Source organism: Latilactobacillus graminis DSM 20719 (genome assembly GCF_001436415.1).
Classification (GTDB): Bacteria; Bacillota; Bacilli; order Lactobacillales; family Lactobacillaceae; genus Latilactobacillus; species Latilactobacillus graminis.
On sequence record NZ_AYZB01000058.1, the window covers coordinates 129,216 to 143,459 of the forward strand.

Consider the following 14,244-nt stretch of genomic DNA (forward strand, 5'->3'; position numbering starts at 1 on the left):
AATTTGTCGGACTGTTTTTTATTGCGCTGACTCACTTGCGATGCTGATTTGTCCATTTTGAATGTCACTAATAACAATGTCTTTAGTGATTTGACCGGCCGTTGCATCAGTTATATATTTGAGACTCTTGCTCATGCCAACCACTGCTGGTCCAGCTTTAACCGTGATAGTTGAAGCCGCTTCTCCTGGCTTTTGTTGATCAAGTTGTTTGAAAATAATTTGATTGGTTTGAGATAGATCACTGGCAGCTAACTGTGAGTCGGTTTTTTGATAGCTAGTGGTCTGACCAGCACCAATTCGCAATAGTACATGATCATTCATGAAAAGATAGAGGTAGCCGATACTATCGCCACTGGCAATTGATTTGGGTGTTAGTTCGTAATCAGCTTGTGCGGCAGCTCTTTTCTGGGCAGCATAGGTGGTATTTTGGTTGAGGGTCATCAAGGAATATTGAGATAGATCTTGGATAGCGGATCGTTCCAAACTATCATAACGTTGTTGATATAAGAAACCATCCTTTACCATCATCTTACCCGTATCATTTGCACTGGTAGTGGTGTCAGCCGCAATCCACGTGCCGTTGAGATGATTTAGCGTAACTGGTTTAGCAGTCGGATTAGCAGCAATTTTATGACTTGTGAATAATTGTCCACGATTGAATGTGGTTGGTTCATTTGAATCTCGGTATTGTGTGCTAATGGCATATAACTGATTGCCTTTAGCGATGAAGCCTTGGTTGATTGTGACTTGACCGGTCTTTGTTTCAAGGAAAATAAAATCCGAAAGGTGGCTAATTTTAAAGTTCGCACCTAATTTTTTTAAAGCAGTGTTGGCTTGCGCGACGGTTATTAAGTGAAGTGTTTTTTGATAGCTTTTGATGAGAGACCTACGACTGTCATGTTGCCACTTTTTGAATGATATTGGCTGATAGCTAACTGATTGATTTGTGAGTTGCCCCTTAATCATCTGCCATTGTTTAGGGGCCGTTTGTTGAGTAATATTTGAAACTGTAATTTGTTCAGAAAGGCCACGGCTAGTTTGTTGGGAAAGTAATTGTTTTTTGGATAACCAAATTTTTGAGTCGTCAGCCAGTATTTTTTTAGTGGTATCTCGAGGCACGGAGCTTTTCGATCGGGCTGGTGGTGTTGATGTGGTTTTAGTGTGGCAACCTACTAATAAGGTCATCGCTAAAAATACAGCGATTAAAATTGGTTTACGCATGGTGTGACTCCGCTTCATTAGTCTGAAGAGGCGCTGCACCAAAGGGGCCGCCGTCTTCAACCGTATTGTAGTAGCTTAAAAAGGGAAAAAGTAATTTAAAAGTCGCGCCCTGACCCTGATTAGGGGTAACTGAAAGCGTATGGCCAAGTTTTCGGCTTAGTGACTGTGCTAGGTATAAACCTAAACCGGTTGAATGATGGTTGGAATGGCGACCGTTTTGCCCAGTAAAACCCTTGTCGAAGATTCGGGGTAAATCTTCAGCTGGGATGCCGATTCCTGAATCGATGATACTCAGCCAAACGCCTTGTTCATCACGTTGAATTTGAATTATAATGTGACCTTGATCAGCAGTGTATTTTAAAGCATTCGAGATAAGTTGATTTAAAATAAAAGTTAACCATTTGGCGTCGGTTAGAACGGTTTGGTCATTTCCAAGTAGTTTAAATTGAATGTGTTTTTGAATGAAATAATTGCGATTTTGGCGAATAACTTGGTTGATGAGTGGGGTTAGGGGATATTCTTGAACAAGGTAATCTTTGGAAAAGCTATCTAGTCGTGAGTAGTAAAGTACTTGTTCAACATAATGTTCAATTTGTACGAGTTCGTTGGTCATTTGATTGAATTTAGTTTCTGAAATTTGGGTTTCAATAGATTCCAGTAACAATTGAATGGCTGCAAGGGGAACCTTGCTTTCGTGAACCCAACCATCAATGAAATCTTTTTGATCTTGCTGGGCTAAAATAAGCTGATCAATACTCTGTTGATGATAGACCAAAACTTGATTAACATAGTGTTGGATAAATTGCTTTTCAGCAGAGGTTGCCCCGGTTAGTGGCCAATTCAGGCTATCTTCCTTAGCATCTAAGCGTTTTTGAATGGTCCGATACCATTTTAGATGATAGCTATATAAGCCAACTAAAAAAGCACCAAAGAAGAGAGTTAGTAATAAATCGAGATATGAAAGGGTTGTCTTGGCAAAACGCATGTTTGGATCAAGCCACAAAACGATGTCTAAGACAAGCATGCCACCGCAGAAAAAGACAATATGAAATAAATGGTCCTATAAAAATTTTTTAAATGTCATCTTAACTCCTTAAGGAATAATGTAGCCCTGACCAATTTTTGTTTGGATATAGTCCCCTAAACCAGTCCGTTCGATTTTTTTACGAAGGCGGTTGATGTTAACAGTCAGCGTATTATCATCAACAAAGCGCTCATCGTCCCAGAGGGTGCGCAATAACATTTCTCGGCTTACAATTTGCCCATGATGACGTATCAAAAATTGGAGCAGTTTATATTCATTTTTCGAAAGATCAATGGTTGTTTCACCAACTTGGGCGCCACCACTTTGGAGGTTAATCATTAAGCCATTATGTTCAATGACATCTATATTACGGTCAACATAGTTGTATGTCCGGCGCAAGAGGGCCTTGATTTTAGCAATTAACACTTCCATTGAAAAAGGTTTATTAACGAAGTCATCACCACCCATATTCATCGCCATAACCATGTCCATATTGGTACTTCGACTAGAGATAAAAATAATCGGTACTTTGGAAACTTTACGAATTTTACGGCACCAATAAAAACCATCATAAACGGGTAAATTAATGTCAAGCAAAATTAGATGCGGTTGACTAGTTAAAATTTGGTCGAAGATGGTATCAAAATCAGTGGGTAGGCTGGCGGTTAATTGCCATTTATGCAAGTTTTCAGCGATTAAATTAGCAATGATCGCATCATCTTCAACAATCATAATTTCAAACATATTTAAATTCTCCTCATACATAGATAGGCTAATACTAACGATTCACACCTGAAAAAACAACCATCTAAGGTCGTAGTTTGAGAATGGGATTTTTGCCTGAAACTCTGTTAAAATGGGTACCAGTCAATTAAGGATGTGGAAAAATGGCAGTCGTATCAGTTCAACAAGTTTCGAAAATTTATGGTCACCGTCTCAGCTTAGTCAATGCGCTTAATAATATCTCATTTGAAATTAAATCCGGTGAGTTTGTTGGTATTATGGGACCTTCAGGGGCTGGGAAGACGACGCTTTTAAACATGATCGCGACCATTGATCAGCCAACTCATGGGCGGGTGTTAATTAAAAATCAAGTTGTTAGCCGTATGCGCGAGGCCAGGCTTGCTAATTTTCGGCGTCATGAGTTAGGATTTATTTTTCAAGATTTCAACTTATTGGATTCACTGACAGTTCGCGAAAATATTTTGTTACCATTGGCACTGGATAAGTTCAGTGTGGCGATGATTGAGCAACGACTAGCCCAAGTGAGTCGTGTGCTAGGGATTGGTAACTTATTAGCACGCTACCCAGACGAGATATCAATCGGTCAACGACAACGAGTAGCTTGTGGACGGGCGATGATTACCAAGCCAACATTATTGTTAGCAGATGAACCGACGGGCAGTTTGGATTCTAAGTCAGCAACTGAATTGTTACAATATTTAACTGTGATTAATCGCCAGGAGAAGGCAACGATTTTATTGGTGACGCATGATGCCTTTACCGCGAGTTATTGCCGTCGAATTCTCTTTATTCGGGATGGCCAACTATTCTCTGAAATTATTCGAAATGGGAATCGGCAGCAGTTTTTTAATCAAATCATCGATATGCAAGCAACAATTGGTGGCGGAGGTCGATACAATGCTATTACACCTGGCCATTAAGAATGTTTTGAATCGTGCGCGTGATTATGCGGCCTATGTGATGGCGTGTGTCGTTGCGATGGTCGTTTATTTTTGCTTTATATCAATTGAAACTGCTCCGATCTTTAAACACATTGGGATGGCCGGGGAATCATTAGCCTTGGGGCGGATCCTTCAAATGACAGGTATTGTTATTTTGCTATTCGTTGTTTTTTTTCTAGTATATGCGAATTTATTTTTCATTAAAAAACGGCGCCGTGAGATTGGTATTTTAAGTATCATTGGCATTCCAAAATACCAAATTAGTCTTTTATTTTTAGTGGAAAGTCTGATGGTCGGGTTAATTGTGCTCATGGTGGGCCTTTTTTTGGGGATCTTATTTTCTAAATTGTTTGCAATGCTCTTGTTACGCATGATGGGAATAGCGATTGCCATGCCATTTTTAATTTCAGGACAGGCTGTGGAGCAAACAATCGTTATGTTTGGTGGTTTATTTCTATTGATGGGGATTTTAAATAGTACGATGATCTATCGCTATCAGTTGGTGATATTACTGCAAAAGATGACCTTTAGCCACAAGGTCCGCCGTCCCAATTGGCTCACTTATCTAGGCGGTATTCTCGCGCCAAGTTTAATCATTGGTGGCTATTATTTAGCAGATCACACACTGACTTATATGCCAAGGTTAGAACGCCGTTTCGGATTTGGGGTTGATTTACTCTATTTACTGACGATTCTGTTGTTCGAAATTATAGGTACCTTAGCTTTTTTTCAAGCTTATACCCAAATTTGGCTGCAATTTGAGCGTCGGTGGAAACACCTGTATTACCGAGGTACTCATTTGCTGAGTGTAACTAATTTAAGCTTTCGATTTAAAGAGAATGCGAAGATGTTGTGGATGATTACGATATTGTGTGCGGTCACCATTACGGCCATTGGGAGTGCCGCCATGATTTATACGTATAGCCAAGATGCTTTGCAGCAGAATACGCCGATTGATTTAATTTATTCGCAAAGCCAAAAGCCAGCGGTTAACGATATTTTAACTCGGTATCGTGTGCGACCAGTTAGCCAAGTCGATACTGCCTATAAATTAGTGACTGCTCGCTTTAAAGTGAATTCAACGGTTGCTAAAAATGGGATTCGAATGGATGGCGCAGCGGCAGTGATGCCATTAACACAATATAATCGGGCGATGGCCCAACAGTTTGAGCAACCCGCGGTAAAGCTTAAGAACAATGCAGCAATTACCATCATCAATTTACCCCACACGATGCTCGAAGCGCCTTATAAAAAAGGCACTGGTGTGCTACGACGACAATCAGTTGGAATTCCGTTGCAAATTAAGCAAGCCGACACACCCAAGCTACGCATTGTTCATCTGCGCAAGCAATTCCCCAATGGTGCTGGAATTTTTTTTGATGGTGTCCTTAATGTAATTGTGGTTAATAATGCTGTCTATCGACAAATATCAGCGACCGTGATGGACCGGATCTATACGGTTCAATTAACGACAGCCCAACAAATGCAAAAAGCCTTAATGCGTGAATTACTGCAGCTATCACGAAACCCGCGGCAACATGATTACTTAGTTATGCAAAAAAAATCCGGAACGACGCGCTATACCATTAAAACAACGGCGAAACATTTATCAGAGTTAAGCCGGTCGTCGGTTCTTTTGAAACAACCGAATCAAGCAATTGCCAATGCTAATTTTGGATTTTATCTGTATGTTGCACTTTTTATTGCGTTGATTTTCATGTTAGCCACGGGGAGCATCATTATGCTCAAACAGTTATCAGAAGCGCAAGAAGCAACTTTACAGTATAGAACGTTAAAAAAAATTGGGATGAGTGTTAATGAAATTAAACGGATGATTTACTTTCAAATTTTGATGCTCTTTTTATTACCAATCATCTTGGGATCGATGCATGCTTTTTTTGCAATTCGTATGTTGGGTTTGTTTTTAGATAATCCTGGGTTACAATTAGCATATCTCGTTTGTGGTCTGTTGATTGTGATTTACTTTATTTTCTATTTAATCACGGCCAATATCTATAATCGAATTGTGAACGCACCACTCAATAGTGATGGATTTTATTAAGCTCGGAGGGGACTTTTTTGCAATTAGCTATTTACCGCGCAAAGGCGCGTCAATTATTAAGAGGTAACTGGCAGAAGATGGCAGCTTTAGTGGCAGCTTGGCTGTTAGTTGAGATACTGGGAGATTCGGTCATTGAAAGCATCTTCGGTGCTGGCTCATTTGGTTATCAAATGGCCAATACCTTTGCCAATTATTTTTTATATTTTATTTTTTTGAATGCCGCTTTTTTAGGGGTCTATAAAGTTAGCCAGAAAAAGCCAAGTTATTATCGGGATACAATGTTGTTATTTCGAAAACCTTTATATACGCATCTGGTGATTCTAAACATTGTACAACAGATTTTGAACTGGCTACTGTTATTAATCGGGTTAGTCCCTTTTTATCAATTATTGGGCTGGCGGCGGATTTTACGAGTTACATTTAATGGATTAGATTCGATTACACCGTTTCTCATGCAAATTAGCCAACGGTCTTCAATTTCTGAGACAGCTTTATTATTTGTTATGGCAATCTTGATTTTATCATTACTTCAACCTGTGATTTTAGTGTTTTATCAGCTACTGGTGTTATTGAAGTTCGATTTACCACAAGCATCGTTAAAATTAATTTTTAGTCTTGCAGGGGTGATTTTAAAGGGAAATTGGCTGAAGTTAATAGGACTGACCCTATCATTTATCGGTTGGGAATTAGTGGTCTATATGACAGCTGGAATTGGTTTTTTATGGTTTTATCCATATTTAATGATGAGTGTTACCATTTTTTATCAAGAAATAAAAGCCAAAAAAGTACAAATTATTCAATCGTGAAAGGGTCGCCATCCTAGTTGATGGCGAGTCTTTTTTTATTTAGTTAGTCAATATAGTGTGCGCACCAGGTGGAATGCGCTACTATATAAATTAGAAAGGTGGTCAATAAAAATGCAATTAACAGTTTTGGGGTATTACGGTGGTTATCCATATGCTGGGGTCGGGACCAGTAGTTATTTATTAACCAGTGGGGATTATCATTTACTGCTAGATTGTGGGAGTGGTGCCCTATTAGCACTTGAGAAACAACTTGATCCATTACAATTAGATGCAGTTTTACTAACGCATTATCATCACGATCACATCGCTGATGTCGGGGTTTTACAGTATTATTGGCAACTCCATCAGGGAACCAAACGGGAACCTATTTTACCTATTTATGGACATCTACAAGATCCATTGAACTTTGGTAGTTTAACGCAACCGGGTGTGACACAGGGGTTTGGTTACCAAGAAGATACTGAATTAATGTTGGGACCGTTGAAAGTCACATTTAAACGGACTATCCATCCTGTACCCGCATTTGCGGTGCGAATTGAAGAACAAACAACCGGACAAGTGTTGGTATTCACAGCAGATACTGCATACTTCTCTGAATTAGCAGCATTTTGTCAGTCAGCGGATTTACTAATGACCGATACGAATTTTCTCGAAGATCGTGTCGGGAAAATGGCCCATATGACCACCACTCAATCGGGTCAGCTAGCCCGTGAAAGTGGTGTGGCCCAAATTCTATTAACGCACTTACCGCAAACTGTCGCATCATCAACTTTGCGAAATCAGGCCCAAGCGGTCGCTGGTGATGTATCCGTAATTGTAGCCCAACAAGAGTTGACAATTGAGGTGGGTGCGAGTAAGATGAACGATAGTAATCGAACTTACAAAAAATAAGTGTATTTTCATTAGAAAATAAATTCTATAATAACTTTTTTTGAATGGTATGAATAAATTTATCTATTAAAAAAATAGTTAATAATCATTTATTGGCGGGATAAACCGGTTTAATAAGACATTTTACCTATAAATGTTAATTAAATATTTATTAAAAAATAATGAATAAATTTATAATTAGGGTAGTTTTCTAGTGCTGACTCGCGTATAATAATATTTGTAAGAGAGAAATGATCGCGTTACTTTTTAGTAGCATATCATGTTAATAAAGGAGAGAGACATATGGTTACGTTATATACATCACCAAGTTGTACATCTTGTCGTAAAGCTCGGGCGTGGTTAGAGGAACATAATATCCCATACCAAGAACGCAATATTTTTTCGGAGCCTCTCAATAAAAATGAAATTAAAACAATCTTACGCATGACTGAGGATGGCACAGAAGAAATTATTTCAACTCGCTCTAAAGCTTTCCAAGAACTAAACATTAAAATTGACGATTTATCAATCAACGAGTTACTAGACTTAGTTCAAAAAAATCCAGGGTTACTACGCCGACCAATTATTTTGGACGAAAAGCGCCTTCAAGTAGGTTACAACGAAGATGAAATTCGGCGTTTCCTTCCACGTGAGGTTCGTGCATTAGAATTGCAACAAGCACAATTATTAGCAGGCTTCTAGCAAAAAAGTCGGGGGATATGTGAGCCCCGACTTTTTTGATGGTTAAAAAAGAGAATTGCCGCGGTGCAGATACTTGAATGTTCCGCCAGATACTGGTATGGTAAGTCAAAGAGAGCGAATTACGTTGCTGCTAAAGGCGCGTTAGAAAGGGGCGTTGTCCCATGAGAATGGAAAAAATCGATGAGAACACAATCCGAGTTCTGTTAGAAAATGATGATTTAGAAGAACGTGGAATTACAGGTCTTGATTTATTAAGTAATCATAAAAAAATCGAACGGTTCTTTTATTCAATTCTAGAAGAAGTGGACAGTGAACATACATTTGCAAATAATGATGCGGTAACTTTCCAAGTATTACCTAATGATCAAGGGTTAGAATTATTAATTAGTAAGAACCTCCCTAATTTTGAAGGTGGTAAAGGCCAATCGGAAATGGTGCAGGGCAAAGATGGTATTACTGAATATATTAAAGAACAACTTTTGAAACGGGATTCAGTTCAAGCTGATAAGACAGATGAAGAAGACGAAGTTACGACTTACATGAATCAAGCTGACAATCCGATGAAACAAATTGTTTTAGCGTTTAACTCTTTTGACGATTGGGTTGCCTTAGCTCAACAGCTGCACATCGAAAGTGGTGTCTCGAATCTGTTTCTCTATAAGCACCATTATTATGCGCAGATTATTATCTTCATGGAGAATATGACTGAAACCTTCGCACGAGATGATTTAGCGGTTGCTAATGAATATGGACAAAAGTCAGAATATACTGCGGCATTTTTAAGTGAATTTGGTGAAAAAGTAATGGATAACAGTGCGCTTGAATTGACGCGGTATTATTTCAAAAATTAAAAGTAACGGGTTCTTCTTTTTTTGGAAGAACCCGTTACTTTTTTTGCGTATTTTCATTTGGGGTGAAAAAATGAAAGTTGCACAGACAGCGCAGGGACACTTAATTCGGGCAGAGGAAGCTGTTAAAAGTCAGCTAAAAACGGGTTTTTTCTGTCCAAAATGTCAAAAAGCAGTGCATTTGCATTGTGGGGGACAAAAAGCACCATATTTTGCGCATATTGCCCATTATGTGCCTGGTGGTGGTGAGGGTTTAGCCCATCAAGTGGGAAAACAGGCAATTGCTGAATTGGCATCGATGCTGAATTGGCAGGTTACTTTTGAAGCGGCGATTGGATTTGAACAACGTGCTGACGTTTTTTTAACCCAGCACCAGCAACAATTAATTGTTGAATACCAGTGTAGTCCGTTAACACCAAGCAAGTTAAATCAGCGAACGTTAGGCTATCGCCGACAACATTTACCGGTGCAATGGGTGGTGGGTGATCGGTATCGGTTTGTAAAGCATCATTTAAGTCAACAACAACTTGGATTCATCAGTTATCGACGCCAATGGGGATTTTATGTCGTCTGTTATTCAGTGAAGCAACATCAATGGTTATTGTATCACCATATTGTTGCTCGTGATTTTGTAGGTTATGCTTGGCAAACCGCCTATCTAACGACGGTTGAATTTGGACAATTAATTTTAAAACAATCAGCGCTGCCAAGTGTTGGTGCTAGTGGTGATTCGATCCAGGTTCAACAACGTCAAGTAATAAGAAACTTGGGGTTGCAAGAGCCCCATTGTTTAGCGCTACAGGCTGCGTGTTACGCACGACGACAACGATTACAGAACGTTCCGATGTGGTGCTATTGCACCCAGAATGTGCCACCTATTTATCAGTTGAATCAGTTTGAAAGTCGGGTTAGTTGGTGGTTAGCTAAACAACCAATAATGGCTTTTTTAACGTATGCGCCACTACTACAGCAGCCCTTATTTGAGCAATCGTCGTTTGAACAGTGGGGACAAGTCGCTTTAGTACGCACCATAAAAAAAGAACCATGATCGCAATGATCTGGTTCGAATTTTACGGGAGGACATGTAAAGCAACTCGAGAAACGTTCCTCTTTTGTTTTTGAAGTGATTGGTAAGTTTGTTCTGGCGTTGTTTCAGCATAACAGGCCTGTTTTAAAAGATCATAAGAATCACAGTTTTCAATCAACAGCCCAGATTCACTTTCACCTTTTAAATAGTTGAAAACTACCGCAGACGGTGTCGTTTGGATATTCATTTCACAAGATAACTGTTGATCTGAGTCAAAGGCCTCTTTAGTAAGAGGACTATGCCAATCTTCTAGTAACATTTCGGTATCTAAACCAACTTGTTTGGCAATTGAGAGAACTAATTCGTTATCAAGCACCATATCTTCAGGTTGTTGGAATGCTTGCTGAAGTTGCATTAGAAATGATTGGCTTTTCTTACTGCCTTGAAATGTTGCTGCTTTATATGCAAGAACTGCCTCATAGATTGTGCTGAAGACGTGATTACGTAAATCTAAATCACGGCTATTTTGTTTTTGGAATTGCATATAATGTTCAACGTTTTTTAAGTTTAAAACTGGAATGAACTTAAAGTGAATATTTGCATCTGTTTCGCCGATAATCTTTAAAAGTGCCTTCTCGGAACGTAAACAAAGTTGCCCGATTGGGTTAATGAATAAAAACACTTCTAACAAATTAGTTCCCCCAAACTTTCTATGATTGTATATACGATGTGACACACTCGCACTGTCTACTTTAACAAAAAATTAAAATTATGCAATGAATTAGCTTGACAAAGACTAACGCTGATGGATATGTGCCCGAGCAACTTTATTGCGTGGCGGTTGTTGGCTTAGTTGATATTTACTAGTTAACTTTTCAAAGGTTGCTGCACCTTGATGTATGTCGTGTACTTCGAGCTCAATTTCATAATCCTGAGTTTGATCTGGATAATGGGTATAATCAAGTGTTAATAAGCCATTTGGTAAGGGACAAGTTTGCCGTTGGGTGGTTGCTTGGCCCCAAATGAAAAGGTCAGCAAGTTCAATAGCGCGTTCTACTAGATATGCAGCGACTTGCCCAGTGTTGAGCGGTTGTTGTCGCTCAATAGCCTGTATTGCTTGCTGATTAGTTAGTTGATCAGTAATTTCAAGTAAACTGTGGGTGGCTTTTACCATTGGCACTTTCAGTGTTTGTTCTGCAAAGGTGGCAAACCGCCGAATACGCAGGCCCCAGTGCCGGCTAGCTAGTCCTTGTTTAGGTAGCTCAAAATAATAATTAGTTTGACTAAACGGTGCTATAAAAGGATAATCTCGGTTTATATGATTAAACTGGTCAGCTGTGAGCATTGTTTTAAATTCGCGTTCAATTGCTTGTGTCTTAATTGAAAGCCCCTTTTTAAAAAGCAATGAACCTATCCTAGCATAAAAAAGGGACTTGTAATGAAATTTGCATTTGAAGCGATTATTATTTATTCGATTCTAATCTATGTTAAAATAATGCTGTATGTGACAGAGTGAATGAGGGGTTATGATGGTCGAAAATTGGAAGAAGTTTTTAATGCCTTATGAACAGGCCGTTAGTGAATTAAAAATTAAATTACGCGGGATGCGTAAGCAATATCAGCAAAATAATGAACATGCACCTATCGAATTTGTAACGGGACGCGTTAAACCGATCGATAGTATCAAGGAAAAAATGCAGCGTCGGTACATTACGGAAGATTTGCTTGAACAAGACATGCAAGATATTGCCGGTTTGCGGATTATGTGTCAATTTGTAGAAGACATCCACGAAATTGTCGGTCTTTTGCATCAACGAACTGACATGAAAATTGTCGAAGAACGCGATTACGTTTCAAATGTGAAACCAAGTGGCTATCGTTCATACCACATTGTGATCGAATACCCAGTTCAACTCATCAGTGGTGAAAAACGGATTTTAGTCGAAATTCAGATTCGGACGATGTCAATGAATTTTTGGGCAACAATTGAACATTCATTAAACTATAAATATCAAGGAGAATTTCCCGAAACATTAAAAGCACGGTTAAAAAGAGCGGCAGAAGCGTCGTTTATGTTAGATAAAGAAATGTCCGAAATTCGTGAAGAAATTCAAGAGGCACAACAGCTTTTTTCATATGGAAAATGGCAAAAAGCACGTGAAAAGGCATCCGAAAATAATTCCAAAGGGGAGACACCAGATTGAAAGTAACGGTATTTAGCAATGACGGTAGTTCTTCTGTTCAAGTTGCCAATGGCTTAACACAAAAATTGATTAATACCGGTTTCGTGCTCGATGCAGAGCATCCAGATGTTGTCATTACGGTTGGCGGGGATGGCACGCTTTTATCGGCTTTTCATCGCTACGCCCATGATTTAGCCCATATTCGATTTATTGGAGTTCATACTGGTCATTTGGGTTTTTATACGGATTGGCGGGACTTTGAAGTTGACGATTTAGTCGTTGCATTACAAGAAGATCTTGGTCAGAGTATTAGTTATCCACTGCTAGAGGTGAAGATTGAATATGCTGATACGCACGAAACTAGTCGAAACTTGGCACTCAATGAAGTGACCTTACGGCGTTACGCCGCTACCTTACGTACGGATGTGTATATTAAAGAGAATTTCTTTGAAAGTTTTCGCGGTGACGGTCTCTGTATTTCAACGCCAACTGGTTCAACTGCGTATAGTAAGTCGATTGGTGGTGCAGTTTTACATCCACGCCTAGATGCGATGCAGATGACTGAAATTGCGTCGATTAATAACCGAGTATATCGGACATTATCGGCGCCAATTGTGTTACCATCGGATGAATGGCTATTGCTAAAGCCCTCCGAGACAAGCGATTACGTTGTGACAATTGATCAATTCACATATAAGGATCGGCCGATTGCCGCAATGCAATTTAAAATTGCAAAAGAAAGAATACAGTTTGCACGCTATCGACACACCCATTTTTGGAATCGTGTTGAAGATGCATTTATCGGGTCAAAACATGAAATTTGAATGGCGGTACAAAGATGAAGAAGGTTGTGTGTTGCGAAACTTTTTACGGCGCCATCAACTTTCGCGTAGTCAATTAACGAAAATTAAATTTGCAGGTGGCACAATCCTGATCAATGGTCAAGAGGCACATACTAATGCCCGATTAGTTCAAAATGATGTGGTGACTGTCTATCTCGCACCAGAAGTGGCCGTCGAACACGTCATCCCGGTTAAGGGGGATTTAAAAGTGGTTTTTGAAGACGACCATTTTTTAGTGGTCGATAAACCGGCCTATGTAGCCTCATTACCGGCACCGAACCATCCACATAATACGATGGCCAATTTCGTAAAACAATATCTGATTGATCAACATGCTGAGAGTCTAGCCGTTCATGTTGTCACGCGACTTGATCGTGACACGAGTGGCTTGATGATGTTCACTAAACATGGCTTTGCGCATAGTTTATTGGATAAGCAACTCCAGTCAAAAGAGTTGCAAAAAACGTATATCGCAATTGCTAGTGGTGATATGCAGGCTGACTATCCAAAGCATGCATGGATTGATCGCCCGATTAAACGGTCTGATGATTTTTACATGCGCCGGGTAGTAGGGATTGGTGGGAAACGTTCGCTGACTGAGTATTGGCAAGAAGCATCTGGTTCAGATGCAACGCTTGTTAAACTGAAGTTGCTAACGGGTCGCACGCATCAAATTCGTGTTCATTTTGCATCCCTAGGCCATCCGTTGATTGGTGACAATTTGTATGGGGTTGCGGATGATTTACTACCGCGCCAAGCCTTACACTGTCGAGAATTAACATTCTATCATCCGTTTGAAGAACACTATGTCACGGTACAAAGTCCCTTACCGGATGATTTTCAAGCGGTGATGGTGCAACGTCACTTGGCCTTTCCGGTAGATAAATTGCATAAAAATTGATTAAGCTTTCAATTTGAGTCGCAATCTAGCCTGGAAATTAGTATACTAATTAACGATTACGGATAACGGAGGG

Annotated in this window: 15 protein-coding genes; 10 read left to right on the plus strand and 5 right to left on the minus strand. The window is 39.6% G+C overall.

What is annotated here, in order from left to right; all coding sequences use genetic code 11:
- Positions 1–18: 18 nt before the first annotated feature.
- From FC90_RS07680 to FC90_RS07690, 3 genes are all read right to left on the minus strand, one after another.
- Complete coding sequence (locus FC90_RS07680) at positions 19–1,221, minus strand: hypothetical protein (RefSeq protein ID WP_057908657.1); 1,203 nt, start codon at positions 1,219–1,221, stop codon at positions 19–21.
- Positions 1,214–2,245 carry a sensor histidine kinase gene (locus FC90_RS07685; protein ID WP_083482032.1) on the minus strand — a complete coding sequence of 344 codons (1,032 nt, stop codon included), beginning with the start codon at positions 2,243–2,245 and terminating at the stop codon, positions 1,214–1,216. Before FC90_RS07685 ends, FC90_RS07680 begins: the two co-directional genes overlap by 8 nt.
- Positions 2,246–2,314: 69 nt before the next feature.
- Positions 2,315–2,989 (minus strand): response regulator transcription factor, encoded by a 675-nt coding sequence (locus tag FC90_RS07690; protein WP_057908658.1) that lies wholly within the window; start codon positions 2,987–2,989, stop codon positions 2,315–2,317.
- Between the two features lie 143 nt (positions 2,990–3,132).
- On the opposite strand from FC90_RS07690, the gene FC90_RS07695 reads away from it, so the two are divergent.
- From FC90_RS07695 to FC90_RS07725, 7 genes are all read left to right on the plus strand, one after another.
- Positions 3,133–3,909: an ABC transporter ATP-binding protein gene (locus FC90_RS07695; protein ID WP_057908659.1), complete on the plus strand. Its 777-nt coding sequence runs from the start codon at positions 3,133–3,135 to the stop codon at positions 3,907–3,909.
- The gene (locus FC90_RS07700) at positions 3,887–5,992 is read left to right on the plus strand and encodes an ABC transporter permease (RefSeq protein ID WP_057908660.1); all 2,106 of its coding nucleotides are present in this window, start codon (positions 3,887–3,889) and stop codon (positions 5,990–5,992) included. Before FC90_RS07695 ends, FC90_RS07700 begins: the two co-directional genes overlap by 23 nt.
- Before the next feature lie 17 nt (positions 5,993–6,009).
- Positions 6,010–6,798 (plus strand): DUF975 family protein, encoded by a 789-nt coding sequence (locus FC90_RS07705; protein ID WP_057908661.1) that lies wholly within the window; start codon positions 6,010–6,012, stop codon positions 6,796–6,798.
- A gap of 111 nt (positions 6,799–6,909) precedes the next feature.
- Positions 6,910–7,689: an MBL fold metallo-hydrolase gene (locus FC90_RS07710; RefSeq protein WP_057908662.1), complete on the plus strand. Its 780-nt coding sequence runs from the start codon at positions 6,910–6,912 to the stop codon at positions 7,687–7,689.
- A 282-nt stretch (positions 7,690–7,971) separates the two neighbouring features.
- The gene (gene spxA / locus FC90_RS07715; RefSeq protein ID WP_057908663.1) at positions 7,972–8,370 is read left to right on the plus strand and encodes a transcriptional regulator SpxA; all 399 of its coding nucleotides are present in this window, start codon (positions 7,972–7,974) and stop codon (positions 8,368–8,370) included.
- 161 nt (positions 8,371–8,531) lie between these two features.
- Positions 8,532–9,221, plus strand: a complete 690-nt coding sequence (locus FC90_RS07720) for an adaptor protein MecA (RefSeq protein ID WP_057908664.1) — start codon at positions 8,532–8,534, stop codon at positions 9,219–9,221.
- Positions 9,222–9,291: 70 nt separating this feature from the next.
- The gene (locus tag FC90_RS07725; RefSeq protein WP_057908665.1) at positions 9,292–10,266 is read left to right on the plus strand and encodes a competence protein CoiA; all 975 of its coding nucleotides are present in this window, start codon (positions 9,292–9,294) and stop codon (positions 10,264–10,266) included.
- 22 nt (positions 10,267–10,288) lie between these two features.
- On the opposite strand, the gene FC90_RS07730 is transcribed toward FC90_RS07725, so the two are convergent.
- Both FC90_RS07730 and FC90_RS07735 read right to left on the minus strand, forming a co-directional pair.
- Positions 10,289–10,927: a DsbA family protein gene (locus tag FC90_RS07730; RefSeq protein WP_226789491.1), complete on the minus strand. Its 639-nt coding sequence runs from the start codon at positions 10,925–10,927 to the stop codon at positions 10,289–10,291.
- A 114-nt stretch (positions 10,928–11,041) separates the two neighbouring features.
- Positions 11,042–11,650 (minus strand): CYTH domain-containing protein, encoded by a 609-nt coding sequence (locus FC90_RS07735; protein WP_083482033.1) that lies wholly within the window; start codon positions 11,648–11,650, stop codon positions 11,042–11,044.
- A 124-nt stretch (positions 11,651–11,774) separates the two neighbouring features.
- Here FC90_RS07735 and yjbM point away from each other — a divergent pair, with 124 nt between their 5' ends.
- From yjbM to FC90_RS07750, 3 genes are read left to right on the plus strand one after another with little or no spacing between them, the layout of a single operon-like run.
- Positions 11,775–12,449, plus strand: a complete 675-nt coding sequence (gene yjbM, locus FC90_RS07740; protein ID WP_057908667.1) for a GTP diphosphokinase — start codon at positions 11,775–11,777, stop codon at positions 12,447–12,449.
- A complete protein-coding gene (locus FC90_RS07745) occupies positions 12,446–13,252 on the plus strand; it encodes an NAD kinase (RefSeq protein WP_057908668.1) in 807 nt (268 codons plus the stop codon). The genes yjbM and FC90_RS07745 overlap by 4 nt, the downstream gene beginning before the upstream one ends.
- On the plus strand, positions 13,242–14,171 hold the full coding sequence (locus FC90_RS07750) for an RluA family pseudouridine synthase (protein ID WP_057908810.1): 930 nt from the start codon (positions 13,242–13,244) through the stop codon (positions 14,169–14,171). Before FC90_RS07745 ends, FC90_RS07750 begins: the two co-directional genes overlap by 11 nt.
- Positions 14,172–14,244: the final 73 nt, after the last annotated feature.

Excerpts from the sequence above, each read along its gene's own strand:
- FC90_RS07680 (WP_057908657.1), bottom strand. The coding sequence starts at position 1,221 with ATGCGTAAACCAATTTTAATCGCTGTATTTTTAGCGATGACCTTATTA.
- FC90_RS07685 (WP_083482032.1), bottom strand. The coding sequence starts at position 2,245 with ATGCTTGTCTTAGACATCGTTTTGTGGCTTGATCCAAACATGCGTTTT.
- FC90_RS07690 (WP_057908658.1), bottom strand. The coding sequence starts at position 2,989 with ATGTTTGAAATTATGATTGTTGAAGATGATGCGATCATTGCTAATTTA.
- FC90_RS07695 (WP_057908659.1), top strand. The coding sequence starts at position 3,133 with ATGGCAGTCGTATCAGTTCAACAAGTTTCGAAAATTTATGGTCACCGT.
- FC90_RS07700 (WP_057908660.1), top strand. The coding sequence starts at position 3,887 with ATGCTATTACACCTGGCCATTAAGAATGTTTTGAATCGTGCGCGTGAT.
- FC90_RS07710 (WP_057908662.1), top strand. The coding sequence starts at position 6,910 with ATGCAATTAACAGTTTTGGGGTATTACGGTGGTTATCCATATGCTGGG.
- spxA (WP_057908663.1), top strand. The coding sequence starts at position 7,972 with ATGGTTACGTTATATACATCACCAAGTTGTACATCTTGTCGTAAAGCT.
- FC90_RS07720 (WP_057908664.1), top strand. The coding sequence starts at position 8,532 with ATGAGAATGGAAAAAATCGATGAGAACACAATCCGAGTTCTGTTAGAA.
- FC90_RS07725 (WP_057908665.1), top strand. The coding sequence starts at position 9,292 with ATGAAAGTTGCACAGACAGCGCAGGGACACTTAATTCGGGCAGAGGAA.
- yjbM (WP_057908667.1), top strand. The coding sequence starts at position 11,775 with ATGGTCGAAAATTGGAAGAAGTTTTTAATGCCTTATGAACAGGCCGTT.
- FC90_RS07750 (WP_057908810.1), top strand. The coding sequence starts at position 13,242 with ATGAAATTTGAATGGCGGTACAAAGATGAAGAAGGTTGTGTGTTGCGA.